At 52.9% G+C, this 19,368-nt stretch carries 17 protein-coding genes; 11 read left to right on the forward strand and 6 right to left on the reverse strand.

The genetic code is table 11. The annotated features are described in order from the left end of the window. The first annotated feature begins 44 nt into the window (after positions 1-44). The 3 genes from A0G03_RS15425 (at position 45) to rluA (ending at position 6,336) form a co-directional block, all read left to right on the forward strand. Complete coding sequence (locus tag A0G03_RS15425) at positions 45-2,411, forward strand: DNA polymerase II (RefSeq protein WP_048262397.1); 2,367 nt, start codon at positions 45-47, stop codon at positions 2,409-2,411. A gap of 184 nt (positions 2,412-2,595) precedes the next feature. After that, entirely contained in the window at positions 2,596-5,499 is a 2,904-nt protein-coding gene (rapA, locus tag A0G03_RS15430) for an RNA polymerase-associated protein RapA (RefSeq protein ID WP_048262399.1), read from the forward strand. Positions 5,500-5,682: 183 nt separating this feature from the next. Beyond that, the gene (gene rluA / locus A0G03_RS15435) at positions 5,683-6,336 is read left to right on the forward strand and encodes a bifunctional tRNA pseudouridine(32) synthase/23S rRNA pseudouridine(746) synthase RluA (protein WP_048262400.1); all 654 of its coding nucleotides are present in this window, start codon (positions 5,683-5,685) and stop codon (positions 6,334-6,336) included. Between the two features lie 96 nt (positions 6,337-6,432). On the opposite strand, the gene djlA is transcribed toward rluA, so the two are convergent. Beyond that, positions 6,433-7,323 (reverse strand): co-chaperone DjlA, encoded by an 891-nt coding sequence (gene djlA / locus A0G03_RS15440; protein WP_048262402.1) that lies wholly within the window; start codon positions 7,321-7,323, stop codon positions 6,433-6,435. Between the two features lie 185 nt (positions 7,324-7,508). Here djlA and lptD point away from each other — a divergent pair, with 185 nt between their 5' ends. From lptD to apaH, 6 genes are all read left to right on the forward strand, one after another. Further along, complete coding sequence (gene lptD, locus A0G03_RS15445; protein WP_048262492.1) at positions 7,509-9,872, forward strand: LPS assembly protein LptD; 2,364 nt, start codon at positions 7,509-7,511, stop codon at positions 9,870-9,872. A gap of 96 nt (positions 9,873-9,968) precedes the next feature. Then, entirely contained in the window at positions 9,969-11,264 is a 1,296-nt protein-coding gene (gene surA / locus A0G03_RS15450) for a peptidylprolyl isomerase SurA (RefSeq protein ID WP_048262404.1), read from the forward strand. Continuing rightward, positions 11,264-12,265: a 4-hydroxythreonine-4-phosphate dehydrogenase PdxA gene (gene pdxA, locus A0G03_RS15455; protein WP_048262405.1), complete on the forward strand. Its 1,002-nt coding sequence runs from the start codon at positions 11,264-11,266 to the stop codon at positions 12,263-12,265. The genes surA and pdxA overlap by 1 nt, the downstream gene beginning before the upstream one ends. Then, positions 12,258-13,076, forward strand: coding sequence for a 16S rRNA (adenine(1518)-N(6)/adenine(1519)-N(6))-dimethyltransferase RsmA (gene rsmA, locus A0G03_RS15460; RefSeq protein WP_048262407.1), 819 nt, complete (start codon positions 12,258-12,260; stop codon positions 13,074-13,076). The genes pdxA and rsmA overlap by 8 nt, the downstream gene beginning before the upstream one ends. 12 nt (positions 13,077-13,088) lie before the next feature. After that, positions 13,089-13,466 (forward strand): Co2+/Mg2+ efflux protein ApaG, encoded by a 378-nt coding sequence (gene apaG, locus A0G03_RS15465; RefSeq protein WP_039305665.1) that lies wholly within the window; start codon positions 13,089-13,091, stop codon positions 13,464-13,466. A gap of 2 nt (positions 13,467-13,468) precedes the next feature. Next, positions 13,469-14,314: a bis(5'-nucleosyl)-tetraphosphatase (symmetrical) ApaH gene (gene apaH, locus A0G03_RS15470; protein WP_048262408.1), complete on the forward strand. Its 846-nt coding sequence runs from the start codon at positions 13,469-13,471 to the stop codon at positions 14,312-14,314. A gap of 71 nt (positions 14,315-14,385) precedes the next feature. Here apaH and A0G03_RS15475 read toward each other — a convergent pair whose 3' ends face one another. After that, positions 14,386-14,580 carry a hypothetical protein gene (locus A0G03_RS15475; protein ID WP_048262410.1) on the reverse strand — a complete coding sequence of 65 codons (195 nt, stop codon included), beginning with the start codon at positions 14,578-14,580 and terminating at the stop codon, positions 14,386-14,388. A gap of 419 nt (positions 14,581-14,999) precedes the next feature. Beyond that, positions 15,000-15,524 (reverse strand): DMT family transporter, encoded by a 525-nt coding sequence (locus tag A0G03_RS15480; protein ID WP_048262411.1) that lies wholly within the window; start codon positions 15,522-15,524, stop codon positions 15,000-15,002. 111 nt (positions 15,525-15,635) lie between these two features. Between A0G03_RS15480 and A0G03_RS15485 the strand changes: the two genes are divergently transcribed. Beyond that, positions 15,636-16,541 carry a LysR family transcriptional regulator gene (locus A0G03_RS15485; RefSeq protein WP_048262413.1) on the forward strand — a complete coding sequence of 302 codons (906 nt, stop codon included), beginning with the start codon at positions 15,636-15,638 and terminating at the stop codon, positions 16,539-16,541. Between the two features lie 90 nt (positions 16,542-16,631). Here the strand turns inward: A0G03_RS15485 and folA are convergent, their stop codons facing one another. The 3 genes from folA to A0G03_RS15500 form a co-directional block, all read right to left on the reverse strand. Beyond that, a complete protein-coding gene (gene folA, locus A0G03_RS15490; RefSeq protein WP_011095362.1) occupies positions 16,632-17,114 on the reverse strand; it encodes a type 3 dihydrofolate reductase in 483 nt (160 codons plus the stop codon). A gap of 109 nt (positions 17,115-17,223) precedes the next feature. Continuing rightward, a complete protein-coding gene (locus A0G03_RS15495) occupies positions 17,224-17,694 on the reverse strand; it encodes a threonine/serine exporter (RefSeq protein ID WP_048262415.1) in 471 nt (156 codons plus the stop codon). Continuing rightward, positions 17,685-18,458 carry a threonine/serine exporter family protein gene (locus A0G03_RS15500; RefSeq protein ID WP_143485672.1) on the reverse strand — a complete coding sequence of 258 codons (774 nt, stop codon included), beginning with the start codon at positions 18,456-18,458 and terminating at the stop codon, positions 17,685-17,687. Before A0G03_RS15500 ends, A0G03_RS15495 begins: the two co-directional genes overlap by 10 nt. Before the next feature lie 205 nt (positions 18,459-18,663). Between A0G03_RS15500 and A0G03_RS15505 the strand changes: the two genes are divergently transcribed. Next, entirely contained in the window at positions 18,664-19,278 is a 615-nt protein-coding gene (locus A0G03_RS15505) for a LysE family transporter (protein WP_010681757.1), read from the forward strand. The last annotated feature ends 90 nt before the right edge of the window (positions 19,279-19,368 follow it).

Here is a 19,368-nt window from a genome sequence, read left to right on the forward strand (position 1 = left end):
TATTACTCTCCTCCCTTATCTCGCTTGCTATAAAAGGCCGCTTAGTGACTCAGGTTCGTCAGGGGTTTCTACTGACCCGCCACTGGAACGATACGCCAGCAGGCACGCAGGTTGAATTTTGGCTGGCTACCGATGAGGGCCCGCTGCTCGCACGGCTGCCGATACAAGAGGCCATTGCCTTTATTCCTGCACAGCAGGAAGCCCGCGCAAGAACACTCTTACAGCAGGAAAAACGCTGGCAGTTAAAGCCGCTCGCCATGCAGGATTTCCATCATCAACCGCTGTTGGGACTGTATTGCCCACAATACCGGCAGCTGATGCGGTTGGAAAAGTTGCTACGTGAAGGCGGTGTTCAGATCTACGAAGCGGATATTCGCCCACCGGAACGCTTTCTGATGGAACGCTTTATCACCGCACCCGTGTGGCTGAGTGGCACACCTACGTCAGGTAATCTGCTGACGCAGGCTCGCATGAAACCCAATCCCGACTATCGCCCGACGCTCAGGCTGGTGTCGCTGGATATCGAAACCACCCGCCACGGCGAGCTTTACTGCATTGGGCTGGAAGGCTGCGGACAGCGCCAGGTTTACATGCTCGGCCCGCCGAACGGTACGCCTGCCGAAAACGATGATTTCACGCTTGAATACGTCGCCAGCCGTCCGCTACTGCTGGAAAAACTGAACACCTGGATGCAACAGCACGATCCCGATGCCATCATCGGCTGGAATCTGGTGCAGTTTGACCTGCGCGTTTTGCAGAAACATGCCGAGCGCTACAACATTCCGCTCCAGTTGGGGCGTAATGGACACGCACTGGAGTGGCGGGAACACGGCTTTAAGCAGGGACATTTCTTTGCTAGCGCAACCGGCCGTCTGATTATTGACGGCATTGAAGCGCTCAAATCTGCAACGTGGAATTTTGCCTCATTCAGTCTGGAGTTTGTCGCGCAGTCGCTGCTGGGAGAAGGCAAAGCCATCGATACACCCTATCAGCGGATGGATGAAATTGACCGCCGCTTTGCCGAAGATAAGCCCGCACTCGCTCGCTATAATCTGCAAGATTGCGAATTAGTCACGCGTATTTTCGACAAGACCGAGCTGTTGCCTTTCTTACTGGAACGTTCTAGCGTCACTGGGCTGGCGGCAGACCGCAGCGGCGGCTCCGTCGCGGCATTTTCCCACCTTTATTTACCACGCATGCACCGCATGGGTTATGTCGCCCCTAATCTGGGCGAAGTCGCACTTGAAGCCAGCCCTGGCGGGTTTGTGATGGATTCGCGTCCCGGCCTATATGATTCGGTCTTAGTACTGGATTACAAGAGCCTCTACCCCTCGATTATACGCACCTTTCTGATCGACCCAGTCGGACTGGCGGTAGGAACACAGAACCCAGACGCTCAGCATGCCGTCTCCGGTTTTCGCGGGGCATGGTTCTCCCGCGAACAGCACTGTTTACCTGCGATTGTCGAGCAAATCTGGCAAGGGCGTGAAGCAGCGAAGCGCACCAACAATAAGCCGCTATCACAGGCGTTGAAGATCATCATGAATGCCTTTTACGGTGTTCTGGGTGCCACAGGCTGCCGCTTCTTCGATCCGCGCCTCGCCTCCTCTATCACCCTACGCGGCCATGAGATCATGCGTAAAACGCGTGAGCTGATCGAAGAACAAGGCTATCAGGTGATTTATGGCGATACCGACTCCACGTTCGTCTGGCTTAAGCACGCACATAGCGAAGAGGAAGCCGCAAAGATTGGAAAATCACTGGTGCAACACGTTAATCAGTGGTGGACACAGCATTTGCAAGATACTCAGCAGTTAACCAGTGCGCTGGAGCTGGAGTTTGAAACGCATTTTCGCCGCTTCCTGATGCCAACCATTCGCGGCGCGGAACAAGGCAGTAAAAAACGCTATGCTGGCTTGATTGACACGCCACAAGGCGAAAAGATGGTGTTCAAAGGACTGGAAACCGTGCGTACCGACTGGACGCCGCTGGCACAGCAATTTCAACAACAACTCTATCTGCTGATTTTTCAAAAGCAGCCTTATCAAGACTGGCTGCGGGATTATGTCGACCATACTCTTAACGGTGATTTTGACGATCTGCTGATCTACCGTAAACGGCTGCGTCGCAAGCTTGATGATTATCAGCGCAACGTGCCGCCACACGCCAGAGCCGCGAAAATCGCCGATGACTATAACCGCCAGCAAGGGCGGCCGCTGCAATACCAAAACGGTGGCTGGATCAGCTATGTGATGACCGTCAATGGCCCTGAGCCGCTGGAAACCCAGCATTCACATCTGGATTACCAGCATTATGTAGAACGTCAGCTCCAGCCCGTCGCGGACGCCATTCTTCCTTTCCTTCATGACGATTTTGCTACACTGGTGACAGGTCAGATGGGATTATTTTAAATGCCTGGATGGGATGATCTTAAATGAAAGCGGTTAATTCACAGTACAGCAAGTTTGAGAGGTGACGAACGCGCCATCATCCATTACCATAACGCCCTTTCTGAATTTGCATCAGCAGCATTATTGGCACCCGATAATGTAATCAGACATTCCCCCGACACAAACGACATCGAGCTAAGAATTTATGCCTTTTACACTTGGTCAGCGCTGGATCAGCGATACGGAAAGCGAACTTGGACTGGGAACGGTTGTTGCCGTCAATACGCGTATGATAACGCTGCTTTTCCCTGCCAGCGGTGAAAACCGACTTTATTCCCGCAGTGACGCCCCCATCACCCGCGTGATGTTCAATCCCGGCGACACCGTCACCAGCCATGAAGGCTGGCAGCTCAAGGTTGATGACGTGCGAGAAGAAAAAGGGTTGCTGGTGTATTGCGGCCAACGCCTGGACGATGAAACACCGGCGGAACTGCGCGAAGTCTTTCTGGACAGCAAACTGACGTTCAACAAACCGCAAGACCGCCTGTTCGCCGGACAGATTGATCGTATGGATCGCTTTGCCCTGCGCTATCGCGCCCGCAAGCATCAGAACGAGCAGGCACTGCAACAATGGGGCGGTTTGCGCGGCATGCGTGCCAGCCTTATCCCCCATCAGCTTCACATCGCGCATGAAGTCGGCCAACGCCACGCACCACGCGTTTTGCTGGCGGACGAAGTTGGTCTGGGGAAAACCATTGAAGCTGGTATGATCATCCACCAGCAGTTGCTGGCGGGTCGTGCCAGTCGCGTGCTGATTGTCGTACCGGAAACCCTGCAACATCAGTGGCTGGTCGAAATGCTGCGCCGCTTTAACCTGCTGTTCTCACTGTTTGACGACGGGCGCTATGCCGAAGCCAAGCTGGACAGCAGTAATCCGTTTGAAACCGAACAGTTGGTGATCTGCTCGCTGGGATTTGTTCAACGCAGCGCCCAGCGTTTTGCCCAGTTAGTCAACGCCGACTGGGATCTGCTGGTGGTTGATGAAGCCCATCATCTGGTTTGGAGTGAAGAAAGCCCCAGCCCGGAATATCAGGCCATTGAAACACTGGCACGCGCCACCCCCGCCGTTCTGCTATTAACCGCAACGCCGGAACAGCTCGGCCAACAGAGCCACTTTGCGCGCTTACGCCTGCTCGATCCCAACCGTTTCCACGACTATCAGGAATTCGTTGCCGAACAGCAGCAGTACCGCCCAGTCGCCGACGCCGTCACACTGTTATTAGCAGGCGAAAAAGCCCAAACGGCTGAACTGAATGCGCTGAGCGATCTGCTGGGTGAACAGGACGTCGAGCCGTTGCTGAAAGCCATCAATAGCGACAGCGATGACAATCAGAAGGCGCGTCAGGAACTGATCACCATGCTGATGGATCGCCACGGCACCAGCCGCGTGTTGTTCCGCAATACGCGCCAAGGCGTTAAAGGCTTCCCGCAGCGTGTCCTGCATCAAATCCGCCTGCCGCTGCCAGCGCAGTATCAAACAGCAATCAAAGTTTCTGGCATTATGAATGCGAATAAGCCGCTGGAAACCCGCGCGCGCGACATGCTGTACCCGGAACAAATTTATCAACAGCTCGAAGGGGACGATGCCACCTGGTGGAACTTCGATCCGCGCGTGGAATGGCTGCTGAACTACCTGACCGCCAACCGTGATGAAAAAGTGTTGGTGATCTGCGCACAGGCAGCGACAGCGCTCCAGTTGGAGCAAGTGCTGCGCACGCGTGAAGCGATCCGCGCCGCCGTCTTCCACGAAGGGTTGTCGATTCTGGAACGTGACCGCGCCGCCGCCTATTTTGCGTCTGAAGAAGAAGGCGCACAGGTGCTGATCTGTTCAGAGATTGGCTCGGAAGGCCGTAACTTCCAGTTTGCTAGCCATTTAGTAATGTTCGATCTGCCGTTCAACCCCGATCTGCTGGAACAGCGTATTGGTCGTCTGGACCGTATCGGGCAGGCCAGAGAAATTCAGATTCTGGTGCCCTATCTGGAAAACACTGCGCAGGCCTTGTTGGTACGCTGGTATCACGAAGGGCTGGATGCGTTTGAGCACACCTGTCCGACAGGCCGCACCATCTATGATGCCCACCATACGCAGTTGATCGAGCGATTGACGACCGTTGGTGAACAACAGGGACTGGATGAGTTTATCCATACCTGCCGCCAACAGCACGACAGCCTGAAGCAGCAGCTTGAACAAGGTCGCGATCGCCTGCTGGAAATGCATTCTAACGGTGGCGAACAAGCTCAGCTGTTGGCACAGGCGATTGCCGAACAGGATAATGACGTCAATCTGGTGACATTTGCTCTGAATCTGTTTGATATCGTTGGCATCAATCAGGAAGATCGCAGCGATAACCTGATCATTCTGACGCCATCCGATCATATGCTGGTGCCGGACTTCCCTGGTCTGCCGCAGGACGGTTGTACGATCACTTTCGATCGCGATCAGGCACTCTCCCGCGAAGACGCACAGTTTATCAGTTGGGAACACCCGCTCATCCGTAACGGGCTCGATCTAGTGCTGTCCGGTGATACCGGAAGTTGTGCGGTTTCTTTGCTGAAAAATAAAGCGCTGCCGGTCGGCACGTTGCTGGCTGAACTGGTTTACGTTGTGGAAGCTCAGGCACCAAAACACTTGCAACTGACTCGCTTCCTACCACCCACGCCGGTTCGCCTGCTGATGGATCGTAAAGGCACGAATCTGGCAGCACAGGTTGAGTTTGAGAGCTTCAACCGTCAGCTCAACGCGGTAAACCGTCATACTTCCAGCAAGCTGGTGAATGCAGTGCAATCCGATGTTCACGCCATGTTGCAACAGGCGGAAGCGCTAGTGGAAACGCAGGCGCGCCAGCTCATCACCGAAGCCCAACAGCAGGCCGATCTGCAACTGCGCCGCGAGTTGGAACGTTTGGAGGCGCTGAAAGCCGTCAATCCAAACATTCGTGAAGATGAGCTGACCGCACTGGAAAATCAGCGTGAGCAGGTGCTGAGCAATCTGCACGAAGCCAACTGGCGTCTGGATGCGATCCGTCTGGTCGTGGTGACGCATCAGTAATGTGCCGCCCGTCCTATGCGTTATGCGTAGTATGGGCAGCCAGGTTTTTCAGCGTACGGATAGCAGCATATTAGGGAAAGCACGGGGATGAGGTTTCCGCAGGAACACCTCGCCCCGTGATAGGCCCGTGTATCTCGATCAAACAGCAACGACGTCCCTGTTTTTGCGTATTTTGGAGCGTGAATGGAACCCTATAATCCGCCTACCGATCCCTGGTTGCACATTCTGTATCAGGATCAGCACATCATGGTGGTGAATAAACCCAGCGGTCTGCTGTCGGTTCCCGGCCGCGCGCCAGAACACAAAGACAGCGTGATGAACCGTATTCAGGTTGACTACCCAACGGCCGAATCCGTTCATCGTCTGGATATGGCAACCAGCGGCGTGATTGCCGTCGCACTAACGAAAGCCGCTGAACGCGAATTAAAGCGCCAGTTTCGTGAACGCGAACCGAAGAAATCCTACCTTGCCCGCGTCTGGGGACATATGGCACAGGATGAAGGCGTCATCGATCTGCCACTGATCTGCGACTGGCCAAACCGTCCGAAACAGAAAGTCTGCTTTGAAACAGGAAAATCAGCACAGACGGAGTATCAGGTGCTCTCACGTGACGATGACGGCACAACACGTGTCAAGCTGATGCCGATTACCGGTCGCTCTCATCAACTGCGCGTCCACCTGCTCGCACTCGGCCACCCCATCCTCGGCGATGGGTTTTATGCGCACCCCGATGCCAAAGCAATGGCACCCCGCCTTTTACTGCACGCACAAGAGTTGGCTATCACGCATCCAGCTTTCAATACCCCGATGCACTTTCGCTGCGAAGCGGATTTCTGAGATAAACACGCGGTTGGTATTTTCAAGTCGGGCTTGGTGGGGCGATAAAATGTGGCGCGGTAAAATAGGGAAGCAATGAAGGGGAAAGAATCCGGATTATTTTGTCTGATTCGCGCTTTTCAACAATTCATAAGCAGCCTGAATATCCTGCGCTTTGCGTTTGGCCATCTCCATCATCCTCGGTGAAAGCTTCTTGGCGACCAGCTTGTCAGGGTGGTGTTCGCTCATAAGTTTGCGATAGGCGCGTTTAATCGTCGCGGCATCATCACTACTGCGCACACCCAGCGTACGACAGGCACTTTCGACCGTTGGTCCACGTGGCGGAGAGGGCGGGCGTTGGCCGCCATAAGAGTGTCCGTTAGAGTAGCCGCCGCTGGAATAATTATTGCTGCGCCGTTGATGCGATTTACCGTTTTGGCGTGACTGATTCTGCCGAGACTGCTGCCCCGTGGGGCTTTCCATATTTCGCAGAAAAAACTCAAACTGCTCACGCGTCACGCCCAGTTCATCAGCAATCACGTACAGCACACGACGTTCATTCGGATGCAGAACACCGTCGACAAACGCGACCTGAAGCTGAATTTCCAGAAACATCTTAATTAAATCAAAACGCCCCAGACAGGCATCGCGAAGCTTGCGTAATTTTATTCGCAAAGGGAAATGACTGGTCTTTCCATCGCGGAAAGCCCGTTGAGCGGCAGCTCTGGCCTCACCAAATAGCTCAAGGCGATCCATCATTTTGGTCGCGATCTTGATATCCGCTTCCGTCACCCGACCTTTGGATTTGGTCAGATGCCCCATAGCCTGAAAGGTCGTGAGAAAGAACAATGACTGACGGGTGGACTGAGCAGAGAAATAATCACGGCGACGTGATGCCCGGGCTCTGTCAATCCAATGCCCCATCAGTAAACCCATGATCATTCCCCAGATGCCAGCACTTGAGACAATTCCCAGCGCCAACCCCAGCAACTTTCCCCAATACCGCATATACTCCTCAAATCCTCATGCCGTCAGCCAAAAATTGCTTTATCATACCTGTCATTTATCTTTGCACCTAACGGCGGTGCGTATAGGCGGTGGGGATTTAACACTGGCGCAACGCTAACGAGTGATATAGTCTCTGACCGTTTGCCGGCATGATGCCCCTGATGACGGAACACCTGATACCACGTATGAAAAAAAGTTTCCCAACTCTGCTGGCCACTCTGGTTTGGTCGGCGCTTTACAGCCAGCACGCGCTGGCCGATCTCGCTGAACAGTGCATGCTGGGTGTACCTACGTACAACAGACCACTGGTAACCGGCGATCCCAATCAGCTGCCGGTCAATATCCAGGCCGACAAAACCGAAGCCAACTATCCCGACAATGCCAAATTCATTGGCAATGTTAACATCCAGCAGGGTAACAGCGTTATGACCGCCGAGCAGGTGGAGCTGAACCAGTTGGATCCGACAACGCAGGGTAGCACGCCTACGCGTACCATTACTGCGACGGGAAATGTCCACTACAACGACAATCAGGTCATCCTGAAAGGCCCTAAAGCCTGGGCCAACCTGAGCACCAAAGATACCGACGTCTATGAAGGCGACTATCAGATGGTGGGCCGTCAAGGGCGTGGTTCCGCCGACAAAATGAAAATGCGTGATAGCAATCGCTACACCATTCTGGAAAACGGCTCCTTCACTTCCTGTCTGCCGGGAGATAATAGCTGGAGTGTCGTCGGTTCGGAAGTAATTCAAGACAGAGAAGAACAGGTTGCTGAAATCTGGAACGCGCGCTTCAAGATTGGTGGCGTGCCGGTGTTCTACAGCCCGTATTTACAACTTCCTATCGGCGATAAACGACGCTCTGGCTTTCTAATCCCCAATGCGAAATATGGTAGCAGCAATGGCTTTGAACTGCTGACGCCCTATTACTGGAATATCGCCCCTAATTTTGACGCCACCATCACGCCGCATCTGCAAACCAAACGTGGCATGCAGTGGCAGAACGAATTCCGCTATCTGACCACACCGGGCCTTGGCGTTATTCAGTTCGACTGGCTACCTAACGACAGTGAATACGCCAAAACCTCACCGCAAGACGATAATGATACCCGCTGGTTGTTCCACTGGGGTCACAGCGGCGTGATGGATCAGGTGTGGCGTTTTAACGCAGACTACACAAAAGTCAGCGACGACCGCTACTTTACCGATCTGGATTCGCATTACGGTTCAACCACCGATGGTTACGTTACCCAAAAACTCAGTGCGGGCTATGCGAACCAAAACTGGAATACCACACTGTCCACCAGACAGTTTCAGGTCTTTTCCAATGTGACCAGCCGTGATGTGTACCGCGCAGAGCCCCAGCTTGATATCAATTATTACCAGAATGATATCGGCCCGGTTGATATGCACCTTTATGGTCAGGCGGTAAAATTTACCAACGTCAACGACAATCGGCCAGAAGCGACGCGTCTGCACGTTGAACCTACGCTGAATCTTCCGCTGGCAAACCGCTGGGCCAGCCTGAACACCGAAGCCAAGCTATTAGCAACGCACTACCAACAGGATAATCTGGAACGTTACCGTGCAGATCCGAATGTCAGTGACGTGAATAAAAATGCGCTCAAAAGTTCAGTTAACCGCGTTATGCCGCAATATAAAGTCGATGGCAAAATGGTCTTTGAACGCGAAATGGACTGGTCACAGGCCTATACCCAGACGTTGGAGCCTCGCGCGCAATACCTGTACGTGCCTTATCGCGATCAAAGCAGCATTCATACCTATGACTCGACATTGATGCAGACCGACTATTCTGGCCTGTTCCGCGATCGCAGCTACAGCGGCCTGGATCGCATCGCGTCCGCGAATCAGATTGCGACCGGTGTCACCACGCGTATTTATGATGATGCGTTAGTTGAACGTTTTAACGCTTCTATTGGTCAAATCTATTACTTCGATCGTCCACGCACGGGTGACCGCAACACGTCACTCGATAAAAGTGATAACAACGGCAGCCAGGTGTGGGCCGGTGATTCCTTCCTGAAAATCGATGACAGTTGGGGCGTTCGCGGCGGTCTGCAATATGACAATCGCCTGAACGAAGTCGCACTGGGCGACGTCGTGTTAGAATACCGTCGCGATGCGGAACGGCTGGTGCAGTTAAACTACCGTTACGCCAGCCCTGAATATATTCGCGACATGCTGCCGAACGTGACCAATCAGGGTTCTCAGCAAGGTATTTCTCAGGTAGGTGTTACCGCTAGCTGGCCGATCGTCGAACGTTGGGCTGTTGTGGGTGCTTATTATTACGACACCAAGGCCAATCAGCCAGCAAACCAGCTTATTGGCTTACAGTACAATACCTGCTGCTGGGCGGTGAGCGTCGGTTATGAACGTAAAATTACCGACTGGAACAGCGCCAGCCGCAGCAGCGAATACGACAACAAAGTGTCATTTAATATCGAATTACGTGGTTTAAGCAGTAATTACAGCCTGGGTTCCGACAAAATGCTGCGCTCGGGTATTTTGCCTTACCAGCGCGCGTTCTGATGTCATCCAGAGTGCTGAGCCGATAAACACAAACAGTCTGTCTTACGGAAATGTTGGAACTTTAACCCGCCTTGCGGATGAAATAATGGGAAAGGTATGAAGAACTGGAGAACGCTTATTCTCGGATTGGCACTGAGTGCCTCTACCGCGTTCGCAGCACCACAGGTGGTTGATAAAGTCGCAGCAGTCGTCGATAACAGCGTCGTACTGGAAAGTGATGTAAACAGTCTTTTGCAGTCGGTGAAACTGAACGCCCAGCAGGCCGGGCAACAGTTACCGGATGATGCCACGTTGCGTCATCAGATTACCGATCGCCTGATCATGGATAATATCATCCTGCAAATGGCGCAGAAGATGGGTATCCAGGTGACGGATGAGCAGTTGGATCAGGCAATCACTAATATTGCCGGTCAGAACCGCATGTCTATCGACCAGTTAAAGAGTCAGTTGGCTTATGAAGGTCTGAACTACAACACTTACCGTAGCCAGATTCGCAAAGAAATGCTGATTTCGGAAGTGCGCAACAACGAAGTCCGCCGTCGCGTTACCGTGCTGCCGCAGGAAGTCGATACGTTAGCGAAGCAAATTGCTAACCAGACAGGCGAGAATGATGAGTTGAATCTAAGCCACATTCTGATCCCATTACCGGAAAACCCGACTCAACAGCAGGTTGATGAGGCGGAAAATCTGGCTACGTCACTGGTGAAACAAATCAGTGAAGGGGCAGATTTCGGTAAGCTGGCCATCACCTATTCATCTGATTCTCAGGCGCTGAAAGGCGGCCAAATGGGTTGGGGCAAGTTGCAGGAAATTCCAACGCTGTTTGCTGAACGCTTAACACAGGTGCAGAAGGGCCAAGTCGTCGGCCCGATCCGTTCTGGTGTGGGTTTCCACATTCTGAAAGTTAACGATATTCGCGGCGGTAACAAAAGCGTCTCGGTAACTGAAACGCATGCTCGCCATATTTTGATCAAACCGTCTGTCGTGATGACGGACAGCCAGGCGCAAGCCAAACTGGCCGACGTTGCACAGCAGATCAAAAACGGCAGCACCGATTTCGCGGCACAAGCCAAACTGCTGTCTCAGGATCCGGGATCGGCCAATCAGGGCGGCGACCTTGGCTGGGCTTCTCCAGATATGTACGATCCGGCCTTCCGTGATGCGTTGCTGAAACTGAAGAAAGGCGAAATCAGCCAACCCGTTCACTCCTCTTTTGGCTGGCACCTGATTCAGTTGCTGGACACCCGTCAGGTTGATAAAACTGACGCGGCACAAAAAGAGCAAGCGTACCGTATGATCTTTAATCGTAAATTCGCTGAAGAAGCGCAAACCTGGATGCAGGAACAGCGTGCAGCGGCTTATGTCAAAGTGATTAATGGCGCCACTAACTAATGCAGACTAAGAGCAATACACCACGCGTTGTGATCACCCCCGGCGAACCCGCCGGGATTGGCCCCGATCTGGTGATTGCTCTGGCGCAGCAGGCCTGGCCTGTAGAGCTTGTGATCTGTGCGGATCCTGACCTGTTATTAACTCGCGCATTGCAGCTGTCTATGCCGCTGACGCTGCGTGACTATCAATCTGGCCAGCCCGCACAGCCACAACAGGCAGGTAGTCTCACCATCCTGCCGATCGCCGCACCAGCAACCGTCATTGCGGGTCAATTGAATGTGGCTAACAGCGCTTATGTCGTTGAAACATTAGCCCGTGCTTGTGATGGTTGCTTGAACGGCGAGTTCGCCGCATTGATTACCGGCCCGGTACATAAAGGCATTATCAACGATGCTGGTGTCCCTTTCAGCGGGCACACTGAGTTTTTCGCCGATCGCAGCAGCTGTGACCGTGTCGTCATGATGCTGGCGACGGAAGAGTTGCGCGTCGCTTTAGCGACCACGCACTTACCGCTTGCTGCCGTTTCTGCGGCAATTACCCGCCAGAGCCTGCATGAAGTCATCACGATCTTACATCATGATTTGCAGACAAAATTCGGCATCGTTCAACCACAGATCTATGTTTGTGGATTGAATCCTCATGCCGGTGAAGGCGGTCATATGGGCCGTGAAGAGCTGGATGTGATTAATCCGGCACTGGACGAGCTTCGGCAACAAGGCATCACGCTGATTGGGCCGTTGCCTGCCGACACGCTTTTCCAGCCAAAGTATCTGCAACACGCTGACGCCGTTTTGGCGATGTATCACGATCAAGGGCTCCCGGTTCTGAAATATCAGGGCTTCGGGCGCGCTGTTAATATCACACTGGGGCTACCGTTTATCCGCACGTCGGTCGATCACGGTACAGCACTAGAGCTGGCCGCAACCGGTAGCGCAGAGCCTGGTAGCTTCATCACGGCATTAAATCTTGCCATTAAAATGATAAAGAATAGTAATGAATAATCGCGTACACCAAGGTCACTTCGCCCGTAAACGTTTTGGGCAAAACTTTTTAAACGATCATTTCGTGATCGATAGCATCGTTTCGGCCATCCATCCTCAGCCAGGTCAGGCTGTGGTAGAAATCGGTCCGGGGCTCGGCGCGTTGACGGCGCCGATCGGCGACAGAATGGATCGTTTTACTGTCATTGAGCTGGACAGGGATCTGGCAGCACGGTTGGAAAAGCATCCGACGCTAAAAGATAAGCTGACGATTATTCAGCAAGACGCCATGACGATCGATTTCGCCGCGCTCGCTGAACAGGCCGGGCAGCCACTGCGTGTTTTTGGCAACCTGCCGTATAATATTTCCACACCGCTCATGTTCCATCTGTTCACCTATACTCAATCTATCCGCGACATGCACTTTATGTTGCAGAAAGAAGTGGTTAACCGTTTGGTGGCAGGGCCGAACAGCAAAGCCTTCGGACGCCTGAGCGTTATGGCACAGTATTATTGTCAGATAATTCCGGTGCTTGAAGTGCCACCGGAGGCATTCAAGCCTGCGCCTAAAGTCGATTCTGCCGTAGTGCGGCTTGTACCTCATGCCGTAATCCCCCACCCGGTCAGTGATATTCGTGTGCTGAGCCGCATCACCACGGAAGCGTTTAACCAGCGCCGTAAAACATTGCGTAACAGTCTCGGCAACCTGTTCACCCCAGAAACGCTCACCGAGCTGGGTATCAATGTCACCAGCCGCGCCGAGAATGTGACCGTTGAGCAATACTGCCGATTGGCAAACTGGTTAAGCGAGCATCCGGCAAAACAGGAATAACTGGAGTTCATCATGATTAATGCGCCCCGTGTTTGTTTACAGGTTCAGAGCTTCTATGTGGAATCACAATCGGAGCCTGATGAAGAGCGTTTCGTGTTTGCTTACACGATTACGGTTCGCAATCTGGGGCGTCATGAAGTCCAGCTTTTGGGGCGTTATTGGCTAATAACCAACGGTAACGGCCGCCAGACCGAAGTTCAAGGTGAAGGCGTAGTCGGTGAACAGCCGATTATCCAGCCTGGCGGCGAGTTCCAATATACCAGCGGTGCAGTCATAGAAACGCCTCTCGGCACGATGGAAGGCCACTACCACATGGTTGACCATCAGGGTAAAGCGTTTCAGGTTCCAATCCCCGTCTTCCGACTGGCAATTCCTTCACTGATACATTAATTATGTCTACTTATTTAGTTGGCGATGTTCACGGCTGTTTAGTTGAACTCAAAGCGCTATTGGCGCAAGTTTCCTTTAATCCTGAGCAAGATACGCTTTGGTTAACTGGCGATTTAGTCGCACGCGGGCCGGATTCACTTCAGGTTCTGCGCTTCGTTCGTTCTCTTGGTTCATCTGTCCGTATGGTGCTGGGCAATCACGATCTGCACCTGCTAGCCGTTTATGCAGGTATCAGCCGTAATAAACCGAAAGATCGTCTCAACGACCTTCTCACCGCACCGGACGCAGATGAGCTAATCAACTGGCTACGTCGCCAGCCGATCTTGCAGGTTGATGACGATCTGAAGCTAGTCATGGCGCATGCGGGCATCACACCACAGTGGGATCTGCCGACAGCACTCATGTGCGCGCGCGAAGTCGAATCGATCCTGAGCAGCGATAGCTACCCGCTTTTCCTCGATGCCATGTATGGCGATATGCCGAACCACTGGAGCCCAGAGCTTAGCGGTCTGGCGCGTCTGCGTTTTAGCACCAACGTCTTTACCCGTATGCGCTACTGCTTCTCCGGCGGACAGTTGGATATGCTCTGCAAAGAGCCGCCTAATCAGGCACCTTCTCTGCTAAAACCGTGGTTTGATTTACCAAGCCAGATCGCTGGGGAATACGCTATTGTGTTCGGCCACTGGGCATCATTGGAAGGGAAAGGCACGCCGGAAAACATTTATGCGCTGGATACCGGGTGCTGTTGGGGGGGAGAACTAACCATGCTGCGTTGGGACGATAAGCGTTATTTCACGCAACCGTCACTCTCATCAAACACCGAACTCTCAGGTGATATCACGCTCTAACTCAGTAAGTAGATGCACGGATGCATTTACCTCATCGCCAGCCGTACTATTCTCACAGAAAGAGGAAAGTGTCATAGAAAGGGGAAGGTCGTCCCAGACTGACTCTTTTTGGATGACGGAACGGCTAACGCCTCGGCGGGAATCGACCAGATGCCGCCACCAAGAAACCCTGCCAGACCAACGGCCTCTACACCGCCTGACGGTAATTCGCGGCGGCGTGGATCGTTCAAACGGTCAGTATTCAGATTGCTGTTTCTGTTTGTCATATGTACTGCCTCCATCTATCAAACACAGTGATTTACATGTATTTCGAATTAACCACATTTCAATTTAATTATATACCCCAAATAATTCGAGTTGCAGGAAGGCGGCAAGGGAAGGAATCCCGATGAGCTTACTCAGGTAAGTGATTCGGGTGAGTGAGCGCGGCCAACGCACATGCAGCTTGAAGTATTACGGGTATATTTCGATTTAACTACGCGAGCGACAGCGTGTTTCTATACTAACGATGGCAGGTGACGGAAATGTGACCAGCAAGCGTTGGAAAGTGAAGATATGCCCTAACGCCAGTCGTTTAAAGAACGAGATACACGGGTGACCACAGGGATGAGGTCTCCCTACGGGAACCTCCCCCTGTTTTTCCCCTAAAAAAGAGCCTAAATGGACCCACATTCGGAGGTACCCCTCAATATGGAGGCTTCTGAGATTCAACAGCCTGTGTCACCCGCGGTTGAGAAGTCGCGGAGCATTGCACCACCAGCATACCCATGATAATTAACGCGACACCGACTATTCGTCCCAGCGTCGCGGGCTTGACTGCCAGCCCCATCAAACCGAAGTGATCGATAATCAGCGATGCCACAACCTGACCGACAATCACGCAGACAATAAAACCAGAAGCACCGAGCTTTGGCGTCAGCAATAGCGCGGCGGTGATATAAACAACGCCAGCCACCCCACCCAGCCAGATCCACCACGATCCCTGTAAGGCAGTACCAACCGCTGGAACGGGTACCCGAGCAGCAAACAAGATCGGCAACAGCACGCAGATGCTAACCAGCAGGGATACCAGCGTTGCCCACAGCGGATGGCCTAACGAACGCCCCAGCGCCGCATTGCTAGCGGCCTGAAAAGGCACAATGCTCCCAGCAAGCACAGCAATACCCAGCGGTAATAGCAGTGAGAGAGAAAAAGAAGAAAATAACGACATGGAACCCCCTGGCTCACAATATGAAATGCACAACGTCATTGAGATGTTCCAATACTCAAGCATCCATTAAACTGATGGAAATTCGTAATTCATACAGAAGGCATTCATAGAATGGATGATTTGCGTCGTATCGACATGAATCTGCTGCTAACGCTTCATGCTTTGCTGACGGAAAAACACGTCACGCGAGCAGCGCTGCGCCTGCACCGCAGCCAGCCTGCCGTCAGCCATTCATTATCACAGCTGCGTCAGATTTTTAACGATCCGCTATTAGTCCGGCATGAGGTTGGTTTGACGCTAACGACCCGAGCTCAGGCGCTACTCGGCCCGCTGGAACACGCGCTTGAACAGCTGAATGTGCTGATACAAACCCCATCATTCGATCCGCGCCATAGCACACGACATTTCCGTTTGGCTCTCTCTGATTACGGTACCAATGCAGTGTTGCCAACGCTCATGCGGCATTTGCGCGTGCAGGCTCCCGGCATTTCACTGGCTGTTAGCCATGCAGGTCGTGAAATGATGCTGGCACAGTTGATCGATGGAGAAATCGACTTGAGCCTCGGCGTATTCCCTGAGCGCCCGCCTGAGGTACACGCCGAGGTTCTTTTTGAAGAGCATTTTGCCTGTCTGGCCGACCGTGCCACACTGCCGGAAAATGGTATGCTGTCGTTTGACGCGTGGCTGGAGCGGCCACATATTCTGGTCACAATGCATCCTGATTCGGCTAATGAAATTGACAGCACGCTGGCAGCAAGCGGCCGAACGCGCAATGTTGTGCTGACATTGCCCCACTGGCATGCCGCCATCAATCTTATTGCCGGTACCGATCTGGTTTTGACCGCAGCGCGGCGTAGCATGGCCCAAATAAATACGCCAGATTTGCACATTTTTCCGCCGCCGTTCACGATCCCCAATTTTGCCTTCCAGCAGGTATGGCATACGCGTCGCGAGAGCGATCCTGCACATCGCTGGCTGAGAAAAGCCATTTGGGAGAGCTGTCAGGTAGTGGATTAACACCTAGCCAGAAAACGAAAAAACCCGCAGCGAGGCGGGTTTGGGCTATTCGTCGTATTACCGACGGAACGTTATCGCAGGAAAGTGCTCCTAGCGGCGTTCCAGAATTTCGAAGCAGTAACTGTGTGAGTTACGCTCGTCAGCATCATGAAATTCGCTGAAAACAGACTGCCATTCATCCGGCTCGTAGTCAGGGAAATGCGTGTCGCCTTCCACTTCAGCATCAATATGCGTCAGGTAGAGACGGTTAGCCTGCGACAGCATCTGCTGATAGACACTACCACCGCCAATCACCATCACTTCCTCAACCTCACCGGCTGCCGCCAGCGCGGCGTCCAGCGAAGAGACCCAGGTCACGCGCTCGTCATCACCTGGATGATTGCTGACGACAATGTTCAGTCTGCCGGGCAGCGGCTGACCGATAGAGCGGAAAGTATTACGCCCCATAATAATCGGCTTATTAAGCGTATTACGCTTAAACCATGCCAGATCGGCGGGCAAATGCCACGGCATCGCGTTTTCCATGCCAATCACGCGATCCACTGCCAGTGCAGCAATCAAACTAATAACCATGGTGAAAAACCCTGTAGGTCAGAAAATTGCTGACACTATACGGAAAGCCCTTTCACTCGTCGATATGGAGACGAGACCGAAACGTAATATAAGAGTGCTCCGACGTGATTTATACCCCCGGCCGTTTACGGTAGAGCCAGATTCCCGGTAAAGACAAACCGATAGACAACGCTCCGACGATAAAGCTGGCCTTCAGGAAATTGGTCATCATGACGCTCATCAACGCCTCGCTGTAGCCAAGATGCGAAATTTCCACCACCGAAATCATCGCCGTATAGGCAGAAATACCGGGAAACATCGGGATCACAGCCGCCACGGTAAAGACTTTCGGATGCGCCAGCAGCCAGCGTGACCAGCGGATGCCGGTGATACCAATCAGGATCGCCGCCAGAAATGACGCCCATTCGATATTCATGCCGAAATGTATCGCCAGAAATCGTACGCCGTGCCCGACGCCCCCCAACAGTGCACAGTAAGGCAGCACTTTCAGCGGCACGTTGAAGACCATCGCAAATCCCAACGCAGGGACCGCAGCCAGCACCATATCTTGCAAAAGTGCCCACAGTAAACTTAAGCCCATCCGCGTAACCCCCACAGCGACATCGCCATCACGACACCAATACAGGTTGCCAGCGTCAGTAAGCTAGCCACCGTCCAGCGTGCCAGACCGGTATTCACGTGCCCTTTAAACATATCCGCCACGGCGTTGATCAGAGGAAAACCGGGGACCAGCAGCAGCACACTTGCCGCCATCGCCACCGTCGACGTCTGAGAAAAAGCAGGCAAGCGCATCAACAGCCCTGACGCCGACGTGGCGACAAATGCCGTAATACAAAAGTTGATCAACGGATTCAGATGTCGTCCGGTAAAGACCTGACGGACATACATTGCCAGACCGCTGGCAATCAGAGTGACAATAAAGGCATCCCACCCACCGCCGTTCAAACGGCTGAAGCAGCCGCAGGAGAGCGCGACAACGGAAACCATCAGCCAACGCGGGTAACGCAGTGGCTTAATATTTCCCAGACGCTTCTCCACACCCGCCACATCCAGCAGTTTATGCTCGGCCATGATGACCGCATGCTGCACTTCAATCACAACGTGCATATTAATGCCGCGATCCACGTTCTTTCGCGTCGACGTCAGGCAATGCCCTTGCATGATGGTGGTTAGGACAATTGAATTTGCCGAGATTGAACTCTCAACGCTATCAGCCCCCAATGCCACACCAAGCCTTGAAGACAACTGCTCTACGACCATACTTTCTGCGCCATGCTGTAACAGCAGCAGCGCACACTGGATGCACAGTCGGGTTATTTCCCGCTGCTGTGGCGCTTCACCCATCCGTTTTTCGCCACATAATGGTTCACGGTTCTCACGTTCACTGACCATGTTGTTATCTCAACCCGCCCCTGAAATTAACCACAAAAAATTAAAGGACAATTGTTAACATATCGCCGCCGAATAACCAATAAGTGTGATGCTAATTCATTATTCTGGCGCTATGATTTCCCTCGGCCCCTCTCTTTTTTCACTGCCTGGAATGACCATGTTAGAAACATCACTGTTTGTCGCGACCATCGCCACGCTGGGGATGCTCTCTCCCGGCCCCGACTTTTTCCTCGTCATCAGGAATGCGGCGCGCTACCCACGTGCTGCTGCAATGATGACCGCCTTTGGCGTCATCTGCGGCGTAGCAACCCACATGGCGTACTGCGTCGCCGGGCTAGCTGTCGTCATCACCACTACGCCGTGGCTGTTTAATGTACTGAAATATGCGGGTGCCGCCTATCTGATCTGGATCGGTATTCAAGCGCTATTCGCGCGCGGCGGAAGCAAAATGGACGTATCGAACCTCACACAGCAAAGCGTCAGCCTGAAAAAAGCGTTCCTACAAGGCTATCTCTGTAACCTGCTTAACCCGAAAGCCACACTCTTCTTTCTGGCGATGTTCACCCAGGTTCTGAATATTCACTCAGGCATCGGTGAAAAACTGTGGTACGCCATGATTATCTGGCTGCTCTCTCTCGTCTGGTGGCCGCTGTTGGTGGTACTTTTCCAAAGCGAACCGGTACGCCGCGGACTGGCTAAAGTGCAGAAACTGGTCGATAAGCTACTGGGAACGGTGTTGATCGCGTTAGGTATCAAAGTGGCGTTGGGCTGATATCTGTAAAGTACTGGTTAATATACAACCACTTGGCTTAATGTAAAAACACCTTCCCAATTCTCACTGGAAAGGTGTTGCTGATTTTAT

Source organism: Pectobacterium peruviense, from assembly GCF_002847345.1.
Lineage (GTDB): Bacteria > Pseudomonadota > Gammaproteobacteria > Enterobacterales > Enterobacteriaceae > Pectobacterium > Pectobacterium peruviense.